The sequence below is a fragment of the Streptomyces sp. NPDC015220 genome (genome assembly GCF_043079345.1).
Classification (GTDB): Bacteria; Actinomycetota; Actinomycetes; order Streptomycetales; family Streptomycetaceae; genus Streptomyces.
Genome location: NZ_JBIBUK010000017.1, coordinates 58,996 through 80,277 on the forward strand (window position 1 = coordinate 58,996; position 21,282 = coordinate 80,277).

A 21,282-nucleotide genomic window follows, 5' to 3' on the forward strand; every position below is an offset into this window, starting at 1 on the left:
CGGGGAGGGCGGGCTGAAGCCGGTTCCTACTTGTAGTGGCCGTAGTAGCCGGTCAGGTTCGCCAGCTGGCATCCGGCCGGTCCCGACCCGGACAGGCACCAGGGGCTGGCGGCCTTGGCCTTGTACACGTCGGTCACCCGGCCGCCGTTGTAGACGTAGATGTAGTGGCTGGGCATCTGCCGATGGTTACCAGAACGGATGTCCCAGTTGCCGTTCGAGCGGATCTTGAACTGCAGGGCTCCGTCGATCGCGTTGGGCAGCTTCTTGCTGCAGAACGGGTTGGTGGCGTGCGTCACCATTCGGATGTCGACGTAGCCCGATCCGCTGCCGAGCTTGCGGACCTGCATTTTGCTGCCGGACGCGGTCCGCTTGGCTACGAGCTTGCCGGTCTTCTTGTTGTACACGTGCGTGGCCCCGATGCTCGTGTATCCGTCGACCTTCTTGCTCTTCCAGGTGATCACGGCGTTGGCGGTTGTGCGGTAGCTGGAGCTGCGCCAGTCGAAGCCGTGGTTGTCGCCACCGAAGGTATAGCCCTTGCCGTAGGTGCAGACTGCCTTTCCGGCGGCCAGCGGGGCGTCCAGGCGCTTCTGTGCGATGAACGTCATCCACGTCAGGGTCGTGGTGGTCGCCGCTGCGGCGGCTTTGGCGCGGGCCGTGGCGGATGTGCGCATCGCCACGAGATCCGACTGCCCCTTTTCGGGAGCGGGGACGCTCACGTTCAGTCCGAAGGTGCGTGCCTGCGAGGCGTCGCCGACCAGCTGCGGCACGATCCGGTACTGATATGCAGCTCCCGGCCTCGCCGTGGTGTCACGGAAGCTGGTTGATCCCGCCGGGAGCTCCGCGAGCACGGTGTCGCCGCGGAGCACCGTGTAGCGGGCCTTGGGCGAGTACGCCTTCCAGGCCAGGTCCACGAAGCGGGGATTCGCGGCGCTGATGGCCCCTTCAGGGGTCATGGAGCTGTCCACAACAGCGGTCTGCCCGGACGGTGCGGTCCGTACGCTGAAGTCCTGCCGGTTCACGACAAGAGAGGCCGTGCCGGTCACGTCACGGTAGGTGGCCGAGTCCAGACCGAAGACAGCCTTCGTGGCCGTGTGAGGTTCCCCCGCTGTGCGGGGGTGGCTGACTAGCTGGTCAGGGCGGTTTGACGTGGCTTCAGGTTCACTTGTTCGGTCGTTGCCTGGTTGGCGTAGTGCTTCTCCTCGTACTCGATCGGGCTGAGGTAGCCGAGTCGTTTCTGGATGCGGCGGGGGTTATAGAAGCCGTCGATGTACTCGAAGAGCGTGAGGTTCGCTTCGGATCTGGTGGCGAAGACGCGGCCGCGGATGCACTCGGTCTTGATGACCATCCACAGGTTCTCCGCCAGGGCGTTGTCGAACGAGTCGCCGACCGAGCCCATGGACGCCTGGATACCTGCCCTGAGCAGGCGTGTCGTGAGCTTCACGGACGTGTATTGACAGCCGTGGTCGGCGTGGTGAACGAGCTCACCGGGGGCGACTTCGCGGCTGGCCAGGGCATACTCCAGCGTGGTCAGGACCAGGTCGGCGTCCGCGCGGTCGGAGGTCTCCCAGGCCACCACCCGGCGGGAGAACGCGTCGCGGATCGCAGACAGCCACAGCGGGCCCTCGTCGGTCGCGATCATGGTGAGGTCGGTGACCCACAGACGGTTCGGCATGTTCGCGGTGAAGTCACGTTGCACCAGGTCAGGGGCCAGATCTGCGTCCGGGTCACGCCGGGTGAAGCCCTTGCCCTGCCGGGGACTGATCCCGGCCAGGCCGGCCTGGCGCATGAGCCGTTCAACGCGTTTGCGGCCCACATGCACGCCTTCACGCTGGAGGACGGCGTGCACGCGGGGTGAGCCGTAGATCCCGCCGGAGTCAGCGTGGACCTGCCGGATCTTCCCTGTGAGCTCGGCAACCTGGCGGCGTCGCTCGCACGGTTCCTTCTCGGCCTGGCGCCAGCGGTAGTAGGTGGAGGAGGGGATGGAAAGTTCCCGGAGTACGGGCTCGACCCCCAGGTGTGGATGCGCATCGAGGAGCGCGGTCACCTGGGCCGGGTCGGGTCGAGCTGGGCTGCGAAAAAAGCCGAGGCCGTCCGCAGGACCTCGTTCGCCCGCTTGAGCTGGGCATTCTCCTTCCGCAGAGCGGCCAGCTCCTCACGCTCGGCAGTGGTGAGGATGTCGCCTCGCTCGCCGGCATCGGCCTCGGCCTGACGGATCCAGTTGCGCAGAGCCTCATGGTGCACGCCGAGTTCCTCGGCCATGCGGCGGATCACGGGCCTCGGCTCAGCAGTTCGGTACATCCGAACTGCACGCTCACGCAACCCCAGCGGGTACTTCCTCGGGGCAGGCATCGTTTGGGCTCCTCTCGTGAGACCCATCTGACCCCCTGTCCTCATGCCCGCATCTCGGGGGAACCTCAACTCGGCTGCTGCCGTACTGGCAGGGCTGGAGGGGGTCCACGAGGCCCGCAGCAGGCTCGTCGCCGTGACGCCGATGCCGGCTGACGCCCGCTGACCATGCTGGCGGACGAGAGCGGGCTGCCCGACGAGGGACTGTCACTGTGGCTGACCGACTACCGGATGGACGTCGGTGAGCCCTGGGAGGGGCGCAGCCTGGTCGTGCTGGTGGGCCGGTTGGCCGCCGGGAGCCTGCGATCAACAGCTTTCGTAGTTCCTCCTCCACTCGTCCGATCTCATGACGGCCGGGCTGCGATCTGCCGACGGGCGGAGTTCCAGACTTCCTCGAACTCGTCGGAGGTCAACTGCTCCGGATCGTGGCCTTCCCACTCGGAGACGGGCTGTTCGGCTGTGATCCCGAACCTGCTGTCGTACTCGTCGAGGCGGCCTGCGTCGTAGGACCGCTGCCACTCGGCGAGGGAGGCAGCTGCAATCGGGGTCAGCTCAGGGCCTTCGAGTTCGACCTGCCGGATCACCCAGTCTTCGGCGTCGACCTCGAAGTAGAACCAGGTGTCTTCCTCGTCCCAGTAGCAGCGCATCCATGTGGTCACCGGTCAATGATGACGGTGCTTGCCGCTGCCGTGACTGTCTCGCCGAAGGGGGTCAGTTTCATAACCGACCGCGCTCGGCGCGTTCGAACAGTGCTTGCCCGAGGTCCCGCTCCAGGCGGTTGATCTCGGTCACCAGAGCGGACTGGTGGATGCCGAGGTGTCGGGCTGCGTCGGCGAGGGTGGGGTAGGACCGGGCCGCCACGAACCGCGAGAGCCGCTGCCATGCGAATAAACCGGTAAGGGCCTTGCGGAGTATCACGGGGAGGGTGTCGGCTTCGTCGGCGGTGCGGAGGGCGGTGTCGTGGCGGGCTCCGCCGCGGGGGCGGAGGGGGATGTTGTGTGTGTGAGCCCAGCGGGCCATGTTCGCGGTGCTCACGCCGGTTTCGCGGGCGAGGCCCGGCAGGGGTCGACGGCGGTGGATGTACTGCTCGATGAGCCAGTCCCGTTCGATGGTGCCGCGACGCTTGTAGTCCTGCGGGCCCTCGCGGAGCGGGCGCCGTCTGCCTCGTCGAAGCTGTCCAGGACCCGCCGCCGTGTCTGCGGGCGGCAGTCGATCTCAGCAGCGTGGGCCCCGGCACAGACGTCCGCTGAACCTGCGTCGGCTGTCTCCCCTCATACCCCGTGCCGCCTTGCGACCCTGGCCGCAGCGGAGTTTGGCACCGGCCGCCGGGATCCGCATCCTCGTGGGCAAGAGCCATGGGGCGGCCCCCGCTCCAGGCCGCATAGGAGTGCGGGGCCGCCCGAAGTGCCTTGACGTCCTGTCAGCGCCAGGCTCTTGGAGGTTAAATCCCTGCCGGTGGCCGCGCGCGCCGGATACGCCGGTCGGACCACAGGTCGCCTGGCGTCACCGGCCCGCGGGCGTGTCAGGAGGCGCGGCGGAGAACAGCGGCGGGGCCGATGATGCCGGGGCCGAACTTGTCGCGGATGCGGTCCATGGCCTCCTCGGCGACCAGGCGGGCTTCGCGGGCGTGGTCGAGGCTGATCTGCTCAGCCGTCTGGCCTGCGTCGACGAGGTCCTCCGCTTTCAGGGCGAGGCCGGTCAGGCGGCCGCGCTGCAGTCCGGCCGCGTCCATCAGCTGGTACGCCACCGTGCGCAGGTCCTCGTCGTGCCCGGATGCCTCGGGCAGGCGGCGGGTCTTCTCCCACGCTGCGCCGCTGGCGAACCTCAGGGTCAGGGTGAGGGCGCGGGCGGCCTGGCCGCGCCCGCGCATCAGGCGGCCGAGCTGGACGAGCAGGTCGAGGAGCGTGGAGCGGACGGCGGCGCCGTCGAGGGCGTGCCGGGCGAACCTGCGTCGGACGCTCGCGGCCCGGGGCAGAGCGCGGGGGACGACCGGGCGGGGGTCGGTGCCGCGGGCGCGGTCGGCGGCCAGGCGTCCGGCCCTGCCGCCGAGAAGGCGCTGCACGGTCGCGGCGGGGACGGCGGCGAGCAGGCCGACGGTGTGGATGCCGTAGTCGTGCAGGATGTCGGCCTGCCGCGGGCCGATGCCGTGCAGGGCTTCCACCGGCAGGGGTGCGAGCCAGGCGTCGGCCTGGTCGGGGGCGACGGCGAGAACGCCGCCGGGCAGCGGGATCCGGGCGGAGGCGGTGGCCGCCACCGTGATGGTGGGGCCGATGCCGACTCGGACGTCGACGCCGAGGCGGGACAGGGTGCGGATCCGCAGCACATCTCCCAGCCGGCGGGTGTCCGTGCCGTGGTAGCGCAGCGCGCCCTTCAGCTCCACCAGCGCCGCCGACGGCGGCACTGCCTGCCCGACCGGGGACAGCTCGGCCAGCTGCTCGAGACTCTGCGGGTAGGCATCCTCGGACAGGTGGTCCGGGCAGCGCACATGCATCACCGGCACCCCGCGCGCCCGTTCCCACTGTGCTGTCAACACGGTCACCACCTCCCCCGCCACATTATCGAACAGAAAATCGAACACGCGAGGCGAGAAGGTGGATCATGAGTTCAGAAGACACGTCGATGACTCGCCGCCCGCCCTGGAGACCCTGCGGGTCTGGCACACCATCGATCGCAAGGACTGGTCCGTCCCGCCCCCGGGGTTCAGCCTCCGCCGGGAGGCTGCTGCGGCGTACCCGTCGGGCAGCACCGGCCACGGATGCCGGCGCCATCGCGGCGCTTCCCCGGTGTCCCCCCGGGAACCTCGCCCCCGACACGATCGCGGCCCCGGGGGACCGAACGCGGGGTCCGGCCAAGGTGCCTGCAAAACCCACATTAAGATGATCTTGAAGCCTTGATCCGCAGGCCGGGATCGCTGTGAGCGGATCAATATCATCTGATGGCCTGTCATGTGCTGGCTTGGGGTGTTCTGGCCCCTGGCTGTCGATCTTCGATGACGATGCCCACCGCGCGGGTGTTCGCCCGTGGTCGTGTTGGCATCGGAGTTGGGCGGTCAGTGGGACATGACGTCGATCGAGCGGACGAGGAGATCCGCAGCCAGCAGCAGGCGATCGTGGAGGGATTGATCGGCAACTACCGCACCCTGCTGCGGCAGGTGGACGCGGACGGGCCGGCGCAGACCGCCCGGGCCAATGCTGGCGCGCTGACCAAGGAGACCCTGGACGCGCTGGAGGGCCTGGACGAGGCGGCCGGGGCCTTGGAGGTGAACCGGCGTTTGAAGCGGCAGGTCGCGGCGGCGTTCCTGAAGCTGGCCGAAGGGCTGATGGTGCAGTCCAACGGCCTGTTCAGCGTGACCTCGGCGGTGGACGGCTTCGGCGGGTTCGACGCCCAGTACTCCCAGATCGAGAAGGTCTCCGCCCACCACGGGGACAACTGGGAGGTGCTGATGCACGGGCACCTGAAGGCCGACCGCCCGGTGATGCTGAACCTGCTGGAGAGCCTGGGCCTGGTGGCCACCAGCGAGGACAGCCGGGTGCTGGATGCGTTCAAGCACCTGCTGCGGTTTCGCAACTCCCGCGACTACATCCCGGTGCGCGGCCAGGACGACGAGGGCCGGGACACCGGGGTGGTGGACATCCGCTTCGCCACCCAGAACTGGCAGAAGATCGTGCGAGACCGCACCCGGCCGGGCTCGTACGTGCGTCGGCACTTCGAGGCGATGGTGTTCTTCAACCTCGCCGAGGAGCTGCGGTGCGGCGACATCGCGGTCACCGGCTCGGAGGAGTACGCCGACTGGAGCCAGCAGCTGCTGGGATGGCGGGAAGTGGAGGAGAGGCTACCGGCCTACCTGGTCGAGGTCGGTTTCCGGGAGCCCGGCGACGAGACGCCGTTCGACGCGAGCGCCTTCCGCACCCAGCTGCAGGACCGGCTCACCGAAGCCGCGGCCGCAGCGGACTCCGGCTATCCGGAGAACGAGGGCCTGTTTATCGACCCGAAGAGCGGGGTGCCCACGCTGGAGAAGTACAAGGCGGACGAGCGGCGCCCGAGCGCGGTGAAGCTTGAGCAGGCCATCAAGTCCCGCCTGCCCGAGCGGTCCCTGCTCGGGGTGCTGGCGCGCACCGGGTACTGGATCGAGTGGTGGCGGCGCTTCGGCCCGGCCTCCGGCCACGACCCGAAGCTCAAGGACGCCTTCGGCCGGTACGTCATTACGACATTCGTCAACGGCACCAACATGGGCCCCTACGAGGCGGCCCGGCACATCAACGGCGTGAGCGGGCACGAGCTGTCCGCCACCGCGAACCGGCACTTCTCTGTTCCCAAGCTGAACCAGGCGATCACCGACGTGGTCAACGCCCACGGCCGGCTGGACATGTCCCGGGCCTGGGGCGACGGCACAGCAGTGGCAGCCGACGGCCCCCACATGGACACCTACCTGAACAACCTGGTCGCCGAGACCTCGATCCGCTACGGCCGGCCCGGCGGCATCGCCTACCACCACGTCGCCGACACCTACATCGCGCTGTTCACCCACTTCATCCCCTGCGGGGGGTGGGAGGCGGTCTACATCATCGAGGGGCTGCTGAAGAACGAGTCAGAGATCCAGCCGACCACGATCCACGCGGACACCCAGGGCCATTTAGTTACCTGGACACCTCAGCCTCCGTTGGGAGTTGGGGGCGGCCGTCGGGGCCGTCGGGTGCGATGGCTACGGGGGTGTCCGTGCGAGTTCAGCAGCGGTGTCTGGAAGACGGCTCGACCGTTGTCGAGCTGCTCGACGAGGACGGGGTACCGGTCGAGGTCGTTGGGGGATTCTTGCGCTTCCTCAAGGCCCGGGACTGTTCGCCGAACACGCTCGTCTCCTATGCCTACGACCTCCGGCACCTGTGGCGGTTCTTCGAGAACCGGCACCTGAGTTGGGAGCGGTTCGGTCCGCCGGACGCGATCGCGCTGCTGGAGTACTTGCGGTCGGTGCCGTCCCGTCGTCCGCGCCGCCGGATGACGCTGTCGGTGGTGACCTTGGACGCCGACGGCCCGGCGACCAAGCTCGCGGCGAGCACGGTCAACCGGATCCTGGCGGCGGTTTCCTCGTTCTACGAGTACGCGATTCTGGCCGGGTTGCTGGAGCGGGCTAACCCGATCGAGAAGCGCCCGGACCCCGCTCTGCAGCGCGTCTCCGACCGTCACCGCCCGTTCATGGGCCGGGCCAGCCGACAGCGTCCCGTCCGCCGGGCCGTACGTGTCAAGACGGTCCAGCGGGTGCCCCGTCCGCTGGACGATGAACAGATCCAGTTGCTGCTCACGCAGCTTCGAGGGCTGCGCGACCGGGCGATCGTGCTGCTGATGCTCCACGGTGGACTGCGGCCCGGCGAAGTTCTCGGCCTGCACCTCGACGATCTGGCCTACGGACGGCGGCGCGTGGTGGTCCGGCATCGTGACGACCATCCCAAGGGCGCCCGGTCGAAGTCCCGCCAGGAGCGAGTCGTGGACCTGCACGAGGTGGAGACCCTGGCCACCGTCAGCGCCTACGTGATGAACGAGCGGCCGCAGGACGCCGACAGCCGGCTGGTGTTCCTGATCGGCGGCCGCGGCACCCGTCGGCTGGAGCCGCTCGGCTACGACGGGCTGGTGAGGATGTTCTCCCGGGCCGGTATCCGTGAGCCCTGGGTGACCCCGCACGCCTTGCGCCATACTCACGCGACCCGCATGTGGGAGGGCGGGATGCGGGAGCTGACGCTGCAGAAGCGACTTGGTCACGCTTCGCCGGAGTCGACTCGTCTTTACACCCGGGTCTCCGACCCTGCCGTCGTCGCCGACTACTGCCAGGCCCTGGACGCCCTGGGCAAGCCGCGTAAGGCCACCTCATGAGGGGCGGCCCGACCTCCACTGCAGCCATGACCGCCAGCCCGGGCCCGATCCGCCGGCAGCGTCCCCGGCATTGCCCCGAGCAGGAGTACGTGAGGTTCGTCCGCAGCCAGGACGGCTTCAACCACCACTACCTCAACGCCAAACTGCGCTACTACCGGGCCTTTCGCGAAAGGTGGCCGGACCTGGCCGCGTGGTTCGCCGAGCCGCTGGCCGCGCGGGTGGGCCGGCTGCCCGGCGAGTCCTTCCACAACCCGTCGTTCCCCGCCTCGCACAAGGCCCGGCCCTACCTGACCTACTTCGGCCTGCGCGGATACGCGACGTTCGACTACCGGTGGATGTTCGCCGTCGGCCAGCTGCGCGTCCACGACCAGGCCGAGCTCGCCGGGATCGACCTGGGCACCACGAAGCTGGTCCAGGAGGCGATCGCGCTCGGCTACAGCAGCCCGGCGGCGAAGCAGGCGATGCACTGGTCGGTGGCCCGGATCGTGCTCCGCAACGGCCTCACCGACGTCGCCGGCATCACCGGCGAGCACATCGGCGAAGTCCTGGAAGCGATCCGGCTCTTTCCCCAGGACCCGGAGTTCGCGGCCTTCTACCCCTCGACTGAGCAGTTCTACAAGGGCCCGGCCAAGTGCTGGATCACGCACCTGCACCAGCTGGAGGTGGTGCTCTTCCACCGAGGCCAGGTCACCGTCCAGCCACGCAAGCTGATGCCGTCGTGGAAACCGCCCCTGGCCCTGCCTCCCCGGATGCAGGCCGCCGCGGAGAAGTGGCTCGCGGCCCGCAGACTGACCGACGCGCCCTCGACGGTGGAGAAGCTGGAGCTCGCGGTGCGGGTCTTCGGGCAGTGGCTCGGCGAACACCATCCCGACATCACGACCTTCGCCGACGTCACACGTCAGCACTGCCTGGACTGGATCGGCCACATCGCCGAGGCACCGGCCCCGACCACGGGCAAACCGCTGGGCGTCATGTCGCGGATCCAGCGGATCTCCGGGCTGTCGCAGTTCTTCCGGGACACCGCGCTCTGGCAGTACGACGACGTGCCCGGCCACACCCTCATCGGCGCCGGCGATGCACCGAAGTACCCGCAGAAGATGCCGCGGTTCATCCCCGACCAGGACCTCGACCGGCTGATGCCCGCCATCGACGCGATCGCCTGCCCGTTCCAGCGGGCCGCCCTGCTGGTGGCCCGCTGGTCCGGAGCCCGACGCACCGAGATCCAGCGCCTGCCGCTGGACTGCCTGGACCGCTATCCCGACGGCACCGCGCGGCTCCGCCTGTCCGGCCGCAAGACCTACAAGGAGCGTGTCGTCCCCTTGCACGAGGACGCCGCCGAGGCCCTGCAGAAGGTCATCGACCTGCGCAGAAACGCACCGGAGAGGCCGTTCACCGATGAGCGGACCGGTGAGGAGATCCGCTACCTGTTCATGAGCCACGGCAAGCTGATGTCGACGTACTACCTGTTCGAGACCCCGATCCAGGCCGCCTGCAAGGCCGTCGGCCTCGTCCGCCCCGGCGGACGCGGCGGCACCGGCCGGGGCACCGTCTCGGCACACCGTTTCCGCCACACCGTCGGCACCCAGCTCGCCGAACGCGGCGCGAAGCTCCACACCATCATGAAGGTCCTCGGGCATACCTCCGTGAACATGGCGCTCGTCTATGCGCAGATCAGCGACCAGGAAGTCCTGCGCGACTACCAGGCCGTGCTCGGCCCCGGCGCCACCATCGCCGGCCCTGCCGCCGACGAACTGCGCAGCGGCACGCTGCCGGATGCGTCGGTCGACTGGCTCAAGACGAACTTCTTCAAGACCGAACTCGAACTCGGCCGCTGCCTCCGGCTTCCCACCGAAGGCCCGTGCGAATGCGACCTCTACCTGACCTGAGCGAAGTTCGTCACCACGCCCGAGTACGCACCACGACTGCGGGCACGGCGCGAGGTCGAGCTGGCCCTCGCCCGCGACGCGGCCGAACGCGGCTGGGATCGCGAGGTCGAACGCCACCGCTGCACCAGCGAACGTATCGAAAGACTCCTGGCCGACCTCAGTCAGCCGGTCAACGCGGAAGAGGAGGAGGACGGCTCCAGTGCGTGATCAGCCCATGGCGGAGCTACCGGAGCGGCCCTTGCTCGTCAACGTGGACAGTGGGATCCGACAAGAACACGTCGGCATCCACCGGGCCATAGGCGATGTTGAACGTGTCCAGCCAGTACGACCAGTCCCGCACACCCGCCGCGCTGCTGAAACGGTAGTTGAGCTGCCAGCGGACCCACTGGCCGGAGGCAAGGCGCACGGCTGGGGGCCGTCGCGGCCGAGGTGGGATGGCGAACAGGGGCTGCACTCGGGGAAGGACGCGCAGTCGGCCGTCGGCCTCGCGAAGCTGGACGTCGACCTTGCGCAGGTCTTCCTCGACGCCATGGGGCTCGAAGCCGTCTCGCTCATGCATGCGGACCACGTGGGCAAACGAGGGCGGCATTGACGGGACAGTGAAGCCGACCGGGACCGCGTTCCTACGGGCGGCGGCCTCTCCTCCGCGGGACTGCTTCGTCCATGACGTCCGTATCCACTGGACGGTGATTACCACGGCCTCCACCCCTGCCACTCCATCGAAGCTCTCACTCTATGCGCGCGGCTTCTCCGGCCCGCACCAACACCGCCAACGACCCGAGCGACAAGCCAAAGGAAGATCAACTTGAACTGTCCACATAAAGAGCTACCCGGTGTTCAGCCTCGCCCACCTGCTCGGATTCGAGCTGATGCCCAGGATCCGCAACTGGAAGGACCTGGTGTTCTTCCGGCCCACCCGGCAGACCTCCTACGTGCACATCGACGCGCTGTTCGGCGAGGCGGGGCGCAACGTCATCGACTGGGACCTGATCGAGCAACACTTCAAGGACCTGATGCGGGTCGCCCTGTCGGTGCGCGAGGGCAAGGTGTCCTCCGTGCTGCTGCTGCGGCGTCTGCGCTCCGGGTCGCGCAAGAACGCCCACTACGCGGCGTTCCGCGAGGTGGGCCGGGTGATCCGCACCATCCAGCTGCTGCGCTACCTGACGGACCCGCAGATGCGCCGGCGGGTGACGGCCGCGACCAACAAGGTCGAGGCGTATAACGGGTTCTCCGAGTGGGTGCGCTTCGGCAACCGGGGCGTCATCACCGACAACGACCCGGCCGAGCAGGAGAAGGCGGTCAAGTTCAACGCCCTGCTCAGCAACTGCCTGATCTTCCACAACACCCTGGACATCGCCCAGGCGGTGCGCGAGCTGCAGGCCGAGGGCTGGAAGGTGGAGCCCGAGGACCTGGCGGAGGTCTCGCCCTACCTCACCGAGAAGATCATGCGGTTCGGCGAGTACTCCACCCACGAACTCGACCCGGCCCCGGAGGCGTACGAGCAACACCTCGATGTCGACTTCGCCAAGCTCGGCCCACAGGACGAAGGAGCATGACCAGGCATTCCCTCAGGCTCCCGCAGCACGGTTGAGTTCGGCGACTGGAAACGGCGTCCGCTTGTTCTCCGACAGCAGCCGATGGTGGAACCCGTCCAGGACAGCGGCGACCCGGCATGACGTTCGATGACTGCCGCGATCTCAGGCGCAACGCCATCGGGCCTTCGCCCTTCGATCCACCCCCACAGGAAGGCGTCCGTACGGCCCTCGGGACTGGTGAGCTCGCATGTTCAGGCGCACCTCCCACAAACAGAACCAGAGTTCTGGTAGCGTCTCCCATAAGCAGAACAAAGATTCTTTTTATGGGAGGTGTGGTGCCCCGGCTCACCGACGCGCGCAAGGAACTCCGGCGTACTCAGATCGCCGAGGCCGCCGTGCGCTGCTTCAGCCGCAACGGCCTGGAGCGGACCTCGATCGCCGACATCACCGCCGAGTCCGGCCTCTCGGTCGGCTCGATCTATGCGCACTACCGCAACAAGGCCGACCTGGTCCGCGCCGCCGCCCGCCAGATGCTCCATCAACGTGCGGACACCATCGGGGAGTTCGCTGCGGCCGACGTCCCGCCCGACCCCGACGAACTGCTCTCCCGGCTGACCGCCGCAATCGACCCCGCTCAGGCCCGGGTCGCTGTACAGACCTGGAGCGAGGCGACCACCGACCCGGCCGTCCACGACATCGTCGTCGACGCGACCGACCGGATGCGCGCGATGCTGCACGACTGCGTCACGGCCTGGCTCGTCAAGGTCGAGCACCACGAGCCGCCCCAAGCCCGGGAGCACGCCGCCCCAATCGCCCACCGGGTCATGGGGCTCTACCAGGCCGAACTGCTGTACACCGCCTTGCGCACACCCACCGAGGAGACAGCGTCATGACCACCGCGACTGCTTCGTTCGCCGACCGCACCGTCTTCCGGATCGGCTACGGCGCCTTGCAGCTCGAGCGCCTGCATGACCGCCGCGGCGAGGCCGTCGCCCTGCTGCGCCGCGCGGTCGAGCTGGGGGTCGACCACGTGGACACCGCCGAGTTCTACGGCTTCGGATTCGCCAACGACGTGATCCGCGAGGCACTGCGCCCCGAGGATGACGTCCTGGTCGTAACCAAGGTGGGGGCCGACCCCAACCCCGGCGGGCACCTGCCGCTGCGTCTGGCCCAGCGGCCCGAACAACTGCGCGCCAGCGTCGAGGACAACCTGCGCAGCCTCGGCGTCGACCGGCTCGAGGTGGTCAACCTGCGCCGCCTGGACACCGGCCCCGGGCTGCGTCCCGAGGGGGACCAGGTCGTCGACCTCGACGACCAGCTCGCGGTGATGACCGCCCTGCGCGACGAGGGCAAGATCGGCGCGATCGGCCTGAGCAGTGTCACCCTCGACGGCCTGCGCCGCGCCCTGCCCGCCGGCGTCGTCTGCGTGCAAAACGCCTACAGTCTCGTCTCCCGCGACGACGAGGACATGCTGCAACTTTGCGCGGCCGAGGGCATCGCCTGGGTGCCGTTCTTCCCGCTCGGCGGGGCCTTCCCGGGCCTGCCCAAAGCGACCGACGAGCCGGCGGTGCACGCCGTGGCCCAGTCCCTGGGCGCCGCACCCGCCCAGGTCGGCCTCGCCTGGCTGCTGCACCACGCCCCGAACGTGCTGCTCATCCCCGGCACCGCCAACACCGCCCACCTGGAGGCCAACATCGCGGTCAGCGAGATCACCCTCGACGCCGAGACCCTCGCCACCCTCGACGGCATCCAGTCCCGCTCCAACGAAGTCCCCATCGGCTGACCGGAACCAACGTTCGGGTCGCGACCACACCCACGCCGGCCACCTGACGAACCGCCAGGCCACGCCGGGAAACCCCGCTCTACCAGGCTCCAAGGACGGATCATGAAGGCCATCATCTACCGCGACAACGGCGCCCCCGACGTTCTCCAGTTCGTCGACCGTGACCTGCCCGAGCCCGGCCCCGGCGAGGTTCGCGTCCGGGTCGCCGTGTCCGGGGTCAACCCGACCGACTGGCAGGCGCGCTCCGGCGCCGGCCACCCCAAGCACTTCCTTGAGGTCACCCCGCACCTCGACGGCGCCGGCACGATCGACGCCGTCGGTGAGGGCGTCGACCGGAGCCGGGTCGGTCAGCGCGTCTGGCTGTTCATGGCCGCCGCCGGACGGCCCACCGGCACCGCCGCCGAGTTCACCGTCGTGCCCGCCGAACAGGCCGTGCCGCTGCCCGACGAGGCCGGCTTCGACGTCGGCGCCGCACTCGGCGTCCCCGCGCTGACCGCGCACCGCGCGCTCACCGTCGCCGAGGACGGGCCGCGCCGGCTGCATCCCGGGGCACTTGACGGGAAGGTGGTGCTCGCCGCGGGTGGGGCCGGAGCGGTCGGGCACGCGGTGATCCAGCTCGCCCGATGGGCCGGCGCCACCGTGCTCAGCACAGTCAGCAGCCCGGAGAAAGCCCGGCTGGCCACTGCCGCCGGAGCCCACCACGTGATCAACTACCGCGAGGGCGACCCGGCCGCCGAGATCCGCAAAATCGCCCCGGACGGCGTCGACATCGTCGCCGAGGTGGCCCTGGGCGCAAACCTCGCCCTGGACCTGGCCGTGCTGCGAACCCGCGGCACGATCTCGACCTACGCCAACGACGGCGGCAAGCCGGTCGAACTGAACGTGCCGCAGAACATGGTGCTGAACACACGCTTCCAGTTCCTGGTGCTCTACACGGCCGGTCCGAAGGCTCGCACCGCGGCCGTCCAGGACGTCGCCGCCGCGGTGCGCGACGGCGCGCTGCCAGTCGGCGAGAAGCACGGCCTGCCGCTGCTCCGCTTCCCGCTCGATCGCACCGCCGACGCGCACCGAGCGGTCGAGAGCCGCGCGGTCGGCAAGGTCCTGGTGGATGTCGCCTCCTGACGTCCGGTCGGCCACTGCGCACCCACCCGCCGCCCCGGGGAACCCGGCTTGGGGCGGCCTGTGGGTGGCGTCCCCCCGACCTCTGCCCGGGCCGCAGCCACCCCATACCGATGACGCCACTCAGGTCACCGCCCGCCAACTCCGCGACACAGTCGTCCGGTTGATCGCGGCCGGGCACTGGCGGCCGGGCGATGCCGAGATCCTGATCGTCATGGACTCCGGCTACGACACCGCCTACCTCACCCACGCCCTGGCGGACCTCCCGGTGGTGCTGGTCGGACGTCTGCGCTCGGACCGCGTCATGCTCCGCGATGCCGGCCCCGCCCGCTCCGGACCGCGCGGCGGACGCCCCCGTCGGCACGGCGGTGTCCTCACCCTCGCCAAGCCCGACACCTGGCACACCCCCGACGTCACCACCTCCACCAGCACCACCCGATACGGCACCGCCGAGGCGACGGCCTGGGACCGGATGCACCCCAGACTCACCCACCGCGGCCCCTGGCTCGACCATGCCCACGAGGAACTTCCCCTCCTCCACGGCACGTTGATCCGGCTGAAGGCCGAGCACCTGCCGGGCGACCGCGACCCGAAACCCCTCTGGCTGTGGTGCTCATGACCGTGCGGCGGATCCACGACTGGATCGCGAAGGGGCTGCTGGACCAGCCGCGTCTGCGTACCCGGCGGCGTGGCTCGGACAAGGCCGAGCACAGCGCCAACCAGCGCCGGCTTCTGCTCCTCCTGCTGGACAAGCGCCAGCAGGTCGCGCACCTGAACGCGCTTGCGCAGGTGCCGCTGGCCACGTGGCTGTGGTGGGACGGCTACGTATCCACCCGGCAGGCGCAGCGGGCGTGGGTGACGTGGGTGGGGCGCGGCCGGCGTAGTCAGGAGGTGGCGCGTGAGGGCGCGGTCGGTCTGCTGGAGCAGGTCGGGCATCAGCTGGCCACGCCGACGGCGCGGGCCCGGTTCGTGCGGAACATCACCGAGCTGGGCAACGGCAAGGCGCTGACGGTGCGCGGGCGGGCCGAACTGCTGGACGCCGTACGGGACGTGATGGAGCCGGAGACGGTGTTCGCCGCCAGCGGCCTTGTCCGCGCGCTGGGCCCCGCGGGGGCGTCGATGACCGTCGACACTGTCGTGACCCACGTCGAGGCCCTGCGCACGGCGCTGTGCCGCACCCTGGACGGGAAGGTGGACGGTGCGCTGCTGGAACGGGGCCGGGCCGTCTACCGTGCTTCCACCGCCGACTACCTCGCCGTGCGCGCTGACCTCGCCGCCGAAGCCGGACAGCTCGCCGGTCTCTTTCGCGAACCCACCCTCCAGCAGCGGTTCAACCAGGCCGGACACCAGCTCCTGCTCGTCCTCGGCATGCACCTGGTCAACCGGCGCACAGGCGTGGGTGGGCCTGAGGCCGGGCGTAGGTTCTGACCGATCCGGTGAGGTAGCGGCGGTTCCTTCCGGGCGGGGTCGGCGGCGCGTGATCACGCAGTCTTCCCCGGCCTACGACATTCCGGGCGGCCGTGGTGTTAGGAACTTCGTCCGCTCCCATTTAACGGTCAATGATCTGTTTTCGGCTCCGCCTGAGGTTCCCCCGAGATGCGGGCATGGGTGACAGGGGGTCAGAGAAGCCCAAACGATGCCTGCCCCGAGGAAGTACCCGCTGGAGTTGCGTGAGCGTGCAGTTCGGATGTACCGAACTGCTGAGCCGAGGCCCGTGATCCGCCGCATGGCCGAGGAACTCGGCGTGCACCATGAGGCTCTGCGCAACTGGATCCGTCAGGCCGAGGCCGATGCCGGCGAGCGAGGCGACATCCTCACCACCGCCAAGCGTGAGGAGCTGGCCGCTCTGCGGAAGGAGAATGCCCAGCTCAAGCGGGCGAACGAGGCCCTGCGGACGGCCTCGGCTTTTTTCGCAGCCCAGCTCGACCCGACCCGGCCCAGGTGACCGCGCTCATCGAAGCGCATCCACACCTGGGGGTCGAGCCCGGGCGTTGTGATCCTGCTTCCAGGCCGGCAGTTCCTCGTCCTTGTGCCGGCGGTAGGGCGGGATGGTCAGACCGGTGCCCCGGTAGCCGCCGTCGGCGATCACCGTGGGGGTCGCGCCGACGGCAGCCTTGGCGCCGGACTCCTGCCAGGCCCGGCAGTCGTTCCGGTTGCCGGGCAGCGGCTTGCCGACGGCGACGACCAGGCGGGTGTCGGCGTCGATGACGACCTGGTGGTTAGTGGAGTAGCGATAGTTCCTGCTGGAGGCGGCCACGGCCCGGTCGCGGGTGGGGACCAGCGTGCCGTCCACGATGAGCACGGTGTCCTTGCGGAACCGCCGCCGCGGCTGGAGCGCGAGAGCCGGTCCGAGGTGGTCGACGATCCGGTCGGCCGCCGACTTTGAGACGCCGAACAGCGGGGCGAGCTGGCGCAGGGTGAGGTTGGTGCGCCAGTACGCGGCCACCAACAGCGCCCGGTCCTCCAACGGAAGTGACCACGGCCGGCCCTTGCGGACCGGGTCGGCTCCCTCACGGCGCAGCGCGGTGATCAGCTTGGCGAACTGCCGCGGGCTCAGCCCGGTGAACGGACCTATCCACGAGGGCTCCGACGCCGTGATCACACCAGCCACGGCAAGATCATCTCACCTCTGACCAGCAGTTACGGGACAGCCTCTAGGAAAACGAACTCATCCGCCAAGCATCCGACGTGCTGCTGCGCCTGCACCGCGGCGTCGGCGCTCCGGCACCTGCCCGGCCATAGCGCAAGAAGCCGAACCACTCCCTCCCCGCACCCGCCACTGCCGCAGCGCCGAGCGATAAGCGCACGATCTGACACGGATGTTCCTCAGACTCCGGATCGTGCACCGCGCGGGCCTTCCGCCACGGCCCAGGATCGCAACACGCCGATGGTGGGTGTCAGCCGGCTGGGAGGGGCTGCCCGGCTTCGTCGTATACCTGCCCAGTCACGGCGCTCACGCGGTAGATCGTAACTGCTTCCTGCTCCTGCGAATCATCGCTCTTTCCGTTGCCGGGCACTGTCACGTTCACGAGCCAGTTCGGCTGCCAATTACCGTCTTGTTCGACCGCTTTTACAGTGACTGCTTTGGTGTGGAATTCTACGCCAGCGTTTCCATTGGCCTGTAGTTGTGCCGTTACCGTCTTGTTCACTGCCTTTTCGGCCTGCCCGGCGTCAAGCTTGGATTCGGGAAGCTTCACCTGGGTCGGACCAAGGGTGACGTCAATCTGAGATACACGACCAGCCCTGTCCACCTGGACGTCCAGCATCCTGGGCATCAGAACGTCGTTGTAAGTCCACCTCCAGTTCGTAGCCCAGCCGAGTTCGGCCTTTGCGCCCACGGGAAACGTTTCGTACATGGTCGCGCTCATCGCCCACGGATACTGTCGCTGGGCGTACGACTTCGCGATTCGAGAGGCTGCTGCATCGGTAGACGGGGCTTTCGCGCCTCCCACCGGGTATCCCATGACAGTAGGGTGGTCGCTGTTCTCCAGCTGTACGCTGAGGTGCTTCTTGTCCGGCCAGGAAAGGCTGCCGGTACCAAAGTCTTGCGCGTGCCCCTTTTCACGGCTGAGCAGGATGAAGATGATGTTGGTGCATGGGGAGTCACCACACGGCTGCTCGTACTGCTTGCCAATCTTGTATCGGTCGCCGAACGCCTCCTTGACGGCGGCCTCAACGGCCCGCTTCTGGCCGGAACTTGCGTCGGCAAGGCTGCTGCCATCCACGTTCGTGAAGTCGAGCATCGGACGCGCCACTCCCAAGCCCAGGAGGAGCAGCGCCGCGCAAGTGATCAGGGCGCCCTTGGTTCCCGCCTGCCAGGCGAGCGAGTGGCGGATCGTGAGCGCAACCGCGACAACGGTGAGCCCGATCATCCCGCCGATGATGTTCATCTCGGCGTCCGAGCTGTCACACACGCGCCCCAGGCCGTTGACGGTGGCCTGGGTGAATTCGATGGCCAGGGGCAGCGCGATGACGCCGACGAGGACAGGCAGCGGGCGGCGGATGGCCAGGAGCGCACAGGCACCAACGGGCACCATCATGGCGAGGTTCCACACCCCTTGCGTGGTGTGGAAGGGCTCGGCAAACCGATGGTTGAGCACGCACACGCGGCCGGCCGAGCCACCGCCCATGAAAGTGACGCCGAGGACGCCGGTGAGAGTGAAGGCGAGCCCGGACCACCATGCCCCGTAAGAGTTCCCCCGCTTGCGGGCGAGCGTCCATGCTGTGCCGCCGAGAACGAGGCCGATCAATGTGCACACGGCCAGATAGCCGACATGGTGTTGGAAGATGGCGGTAAACACGGCGCGGTTCCTTGCGTGGTCATATCGAGGAGTGCGGGGCCGGGAGGGGGAAGGCCCCGCCTTGGTAGACGGGGCCTGCGGGGCTCTGGTTCAGCAGTGCGCAGCCGGCGTCTGGTAGTTGCCGCCGCTGTAGCTGAGCAGGCCTATCGTGCCGCGCGGCCTTCTTGTGCTGAAGAACCACCGAAGGGGACCGCCCCGCTTCCGCCCAGCCACCCACGCGCTGGGCGGAAGCGGACCGAACACCAACGACGCCCCAAAGACCGGCTTACACAGCCGCATCCGTGGTGCCGGCAGTCGACGAAGCTACTCACCGCGGGACCATCCCCCGGCGCGGGGAACAGGTCATGAGCGGGGTTCCTTCCCGTCGTGTGCGGGGACCATCCCCGCGGGCGCGGGGAGCAGGGCGGCCGGGACTACGCGCACTTCGTCCTCCGGGGACCATCCCCGCGGGCGCTGGGAGCAGCGAGCGATGAGCGACCGTCGTACCGCCCCGTGGGGACCATCCCCGCAGGCGCGGGGAGCAGGTCGGCATCAGTGTGGACGAGGTGACCGGCGAGGGACCATCCCCGCGGGCGCGGGGAGCAGATGTGACGGCGGCGGCCCTCCGCGATGGAGTGGGGGCCATCCCCGCGGGCGCGGGGAGCAGGAACGGATCACTGTTTCCGCAGGTGGGAGCGCGGGGCCATCCCCGCGGGCGCGGGGAGCAGTCCTGGTCGGACGACTACATGGTCACCCACCAGGGGCCATCCCCGCGGGCGCGGGGAGCAGAGGGCATGGCGGCTCGCTCAGTTCGTGGTGTTGGGGCCATCCCCGCGGGCGCGGGGAGCAGGTGTTCCTCGAGGAACCGCTCCGCCATGCGCAGGGGCCATCCCCGCGGGCGCGGGGAGCAGAACGGCACCGTGCCGCCCACATTCGGCTACCAGGGGCCATCCCCGCGGGCGCGGGGAGCAGGTGACCGGGCGGGAGGTGAGGGCGGCCGGGTCGGGGCCATCCCCGCGGGCGCGGGGAGCAGTTGCGGGCCCCGCAGCACGCGTCGCGCCTGCCCGTGGCGCGGCTGGTCGGTTCCGATCGCGCATCCGAAGGCTGATCAGCGCGGTGACGGCGAAGACGGCGGCCTCGTAGATCATGGCGTGCCGAAACGCGGCGCCCGGGCCGGCGGCGGGTGCGAAGTAGACGAGCCCCGCCGCAGCCACCCCGATCGACCCGCCCAGCTGCTGAGCCGTGGGCAACAGCCCGGACACAGAACCGGCCGCGGAGCCGTCCACCCTCGCCAGCACCGACGCGAACACCGAGGCGGTGAACGAGCCGAACGCGGCGCCGCCGAGAGCCAGGACCGGCAAGGCCGCCCAGCGTCCGGCCGCCGTGCCGATGAGCGACGCGAGAGCCAGGGCCGTCCCCGCCAATACCAGCGCCGAAACCGTGAGCACGGCCGCCCCGTGTCGGCGGGCCAGCGCGGGTGCGCCACGGCTGCCCAGCACGGCCGCGGCCGCGAAGGGAGCCGACGTCAGCGCGGCCGTGAGGGCGGGATACCCGATGGCCGACTGCAGATGCAGGAACAGCAGATACGTGAAGGATGGCACCCCGGAGTTGAACACAAACACCAGCAGCACCCCCGCACGCGCCCTCCGGTCGCGGAACAGCGACGGATGCACCAGGGGATCCGGCCGGTGCGGGAGAGTCAGGGCGAAGCAGCCGAGAACTGCCACGGACACGGCCAGCGTGGCCCATGTCCACCAGGGCCAGCCGGCTTCCCCTCCCAGCGCGAGCGGCAGCACCAGCGCACCGAAGCCCACGGTAGTCAGCAACATGCCCACCCCGTCCACGCGCTGTCCGGCCGCGCCTCGCGTGTGAGGCAGTACGGTCGCGCCCGCGAGCGAGACGAGTGCCACCGGCACCGTGACCAGGAACACCGAGCGCCAGCCGAGACCGAAGAGGTCGGCGCCGACGAGAAGTCCGCCAATCAGCGGCCCGGCCAGCGACGCCACTCCCATCGTGGCACCGAACAGGCCGAGAGCCCGTGGGCGTCGGGCAGCGGGGACGGCGACCTGGATGATCGACAGAACCTGCGGGGCGACCAAGCCGCTGCCCGCGCCCTGGACCAACCGGGCCGCGATGAGGAACGTGGCATCGGGAGCACACGCGGCCGCTACTGAACCGGCCATGAAGACGACGGTGCCCAGCACGAACAGCCGGTGGTAGCCGTACCGGTCGCCGAGGCGCGCGGCCGTGATAAGCAAGCAGGCGTAGGTCAGGGTGTACCCGGCCAGGATCAGCTGCACGGCACCTGAGCCGGCACCCAGGTCGGCCCGGATCGCCGGGGCGGCGATCTGCGCGACGGTGACGTTGAGCAACTGCACGAATGTCGCGCTCAGCACGACCGGCAGTACGAGCCGCCCGCCGCCACCGGCCGCGAGCCGTCCCCCGCTCAGGGACGGGGAACCCTTCATGGG

At 69.3% G+C, this 21,282-nt stretch carries 18 protein-coding genes, 2 pseudogenes and 1 CRISPR repeat array; of the genes and pseudogenes, 10 read left to right on the top strand and 10 right to left on the bottom strand.

Annotated elements, in window-relative coordinates:
- Window positions 1–26 precede the first annotated feature (26 nt).
- The 6 genes from ACF061_RS27825 to ACF061_RS27850 form a co-directional block, all read right to left on the bottom strand.
- Complete coding sequence (locus ACF061_RS27825; RefSeq protein WP_392269724.1) at window positions 27–953, bottom strand: hypothetical protein; 927 nt, start codon at window positions 951–953, stop codon at window positions 27–29.
- A gap of 170 nt (window positions 954–1,123) precedes the next feature.
- Window positions 1,124–2,044, bottom strand: a complete 921-nt coding sequence (locus ACF061_RS27830) for an IS3 family transposase (protein ID WP_392269725.1) — start codon at window positions 2,042–2,044, stop codon at window positions 1,124–1,126.
- On the bottom strand, window positions 2,041–2,394 hold the full coding sequence (locus ACF061_RS27835; RefSeq protein ID WP_392269726.1) for a transposase: 354 nt from the start codon (window positions 2,392–2,394) through the stop codon (window positions 2,041–2,043). The genes ACF061_RS27830 and ACF061_RS27835 overlap by 4 nt, the downstream gene beginning before the upstream one ends.
- Window positions 2,395–2,690: 296 nt before the next feature.
- Complete coding sequence (locus ACF061_RS27840) at window positions 2,691–2,993, bottom strand: hypothetical protein (protein WP_392269802.1); 303 nt, start codon at window positions 2,991–2,993, stop codon at window positions 2,691–2,693.
- A gap of 70 nt (window positions 2,994–3,063) precedes the next feature.
- Window positions 3,064–3,381, bottom strand: coding sequence for a LysR family transcriptional regulator (locus ACF061_RS27845; RefSeq protein WP_392269727.1), 318 nt, complete (start codon window positions 3,379–3,381; stop codon window positions 3,064–3,066).
- Between the two features lie 487 nt (window positions 3,382–3,868).
- Window positions 3,869–4,837 (bottom strand): hypothetical protein, encoded by a 969-nt coding sequence (locus ACF061_RS27850; protein WP_392269803.1) that lies wholly within the window; start codon window positions 4,835–4,837, stop codon window positions 3,869–3,871.
- Window positions 4,838–5,398: 561 nt separating this feature from the next.
- On the opposite strand from ACF061_RS27850, the gene ACF061_RS27855 reads away from it, so the two are divergent.
- From ACF061_RS27855 to ACF061_RS27865, 3 genes are read left to right on the top strand one after another with little or no spacing between them, the layout of a single operon-like run.
- Entirely contained in the window at window positions 5,399–7,255 is a 1,857-nt protein-coding gene (locus tag ACF061_RS27855) for a Tn3 family transposase (protein ID WP_392269728.1), read from the top strand.
- Complete coding sequence (locus ACF061_RS27860) at window positions 7,156–8,208, top strand: tyrosine-type recombinase/integrase (protein ID WP_392269729.1); 1,053 nt, start codon at window positions 7,156–7,158, stop codon at window positions 8,206–8,208. The genes ACF061_RS27855 and ACF061_RS27860 overlap by 100 nt, the downstream gene beginning before the upstream one ends.
- A gap of 26 nt (window positions 8,209–8,234) precedes the next feature.
- The gene (locus ACF061_RS27865) at window positions 8,235–10,094 is read left to right on the top strand and encodes a tyrosine-type recombinase/integrase (protein ID WP_392269730.1); all 1,860 of its coding nucleotides are present in this window, start codon (window positions 8,235–8,237) and stop codon (window positions 10,092–10,094) included.
- Between the two features lie 223 nt (window positions 10,095–10,317).
- Here ACF061_RS27865 and ACF061_RS27870 read toward each other — a convergent pair whose 3' ends face one another.
- Window positions 10,318–10,791 (bottom strand): hypothetical protein, encoded by a 474-nt coding sequence (locus tag ACF061_RS27870; protein ID WP_392269804.1) that lies wholly within the window; start codon window positions 10,789–10,791, stop codon window positions 10,318–10,320.
- A gap of 136 nt (window positions 10,792–10,927) precedes the next feature.
- On the opposite strand from ACF061_RS27870, the gene ACF061_RS27875 reads away from it, so the two are divergent.
- The 7 genes from ACF061_RS27875 (at window position 10,928) to ACF061_RS27905 (ending at window position 16,476) form a co-directional block, all read left to right on the top strand.
- A complete protein-coding gene (locus tag ACF061_RS27875; protein WP_392269731.1) occupies window positions 10,928–11,650 on the top strand; it encodes a Tn3 family transposase in 723 nt (240 codons plus the stop codon).
- Window positions 11,651–11,952: 302 nt separating this feature from the next.
- Window positions 11,953–12,522, top strand: a complete 570-nt coding sequence (locus ACF061_RS27880; protein WP_392269732.1) for a TetR/AcrR family transcriptional regulator — start codon at window positions 11,953–11,955, stop codon at window positions 12,520–12,522.
- On the top strand, window positions 12,519–13,412 hold the full coding sequence (locus tag ACF061_RS27885; protein WP_392269733.1) for an aldo/keto reductase: 894 nt from the start codon (window positions 12,519–12,521) through the stop codon (window positions 13,410–13,412). Before ACF061_RS27880 ends, ACF061_RS27885 begins: the two co-directional genes overlap by 4 nt.
- A gap of 102 nt (window positions 13,413–13,514) precedes the next feature.
- On the top strand, window positions 13,515–14,534 hold the full coding sequence (locus ACF061_RS27890; RefSeq protein WP_392269734.1) for an NADPH:quinone reductase: 1,020 nt from the start codon (window positions 13,515–13,517) through the stop codon (window positions 14,532–14,534).
- Window positions 14,521–15,150, top strand: coding sequence for a transposase (locus ACF061_RS27895; RefSeq protein WP_392269735.1), 630 nt, complete (start codon window positions 14,521–14,523; stop codon window positions 15,148–15,150). The genes ACF061_RS27890 and ACF061_RS27895 overlap by 14 nt, the downstream gene beginning before the upstream one ends.
- Window positions 15,147–15,959, top strand: coding sequence for a hypothetical protein (locus ACF061_RS27900; protein WP_392269736.1), 813 nt, complete (start codon window positions 15,147–15,149; stop codon window positions 15,957–15,959). The genes ACF061_RS27895 and ACF061_RS27900 overlap by 4 nt, the downstream gene beginning before the upstream one ends.
- Window positions 15,960–16,167: 208 nt before the next feature.
- Window positions 16,168–16,476, top strand: coding sequence for a transposase (locus ACF061_RS27905; RefSeq protein WP_392269737.1), 309 nt, complete (start codon window positions 16,168–16,170; stop codon window positions 16,474–16,476).
- A 45-nt stretch (window positions 16,477–16,521) separates the two neighbouring features.
- On the opposite strand, the pseudogene ACF061_RS27910 reads toward ACF061_RS27905, so the two are convergent.
- From ACF061_RS27910 to ACF061_RS27920, 3 genes and pseudogenes are all read right to left on the bottom strand, one after another.
- A pseudogene (locus ACF061_RS27910) lies at window positions 16,522–17,142 on the bottom strand (transposase family protein); the annotation flags it as partial.
- Between the two features lie 286 nt (window positions 17,143–17,428).
- Window positions 17,429–18,832, bottom strand: coding sequence for a VanZ family protein (locus ACF061_RS27915; protein ID WP_392269738.1), 1,404 nt, complete (start codon window positions 18,830–18,832; stop codon window positions 17,429–17,431).
- Window positions 18,833–19,146: 314 nt separating this feature from the next.
- Window positions 19,147–19,844: a CRISPR direct-repeat array (repeat unit 29 nt; unit sequence GGGGCCATCCCCGCGGGCGCGGGGAGCAG).
- 193 nt (window positions 19,845–20,037) lie between these two features.
- Window positions 20,038–21,279, bottom strand: a pseudogene (locus ACF061_RS27920) (MFS transporter); the annotation flags it as partial.
- Between the last annotated feature and the right edge of the window lie 3 nt (window positions 21,280–21,282).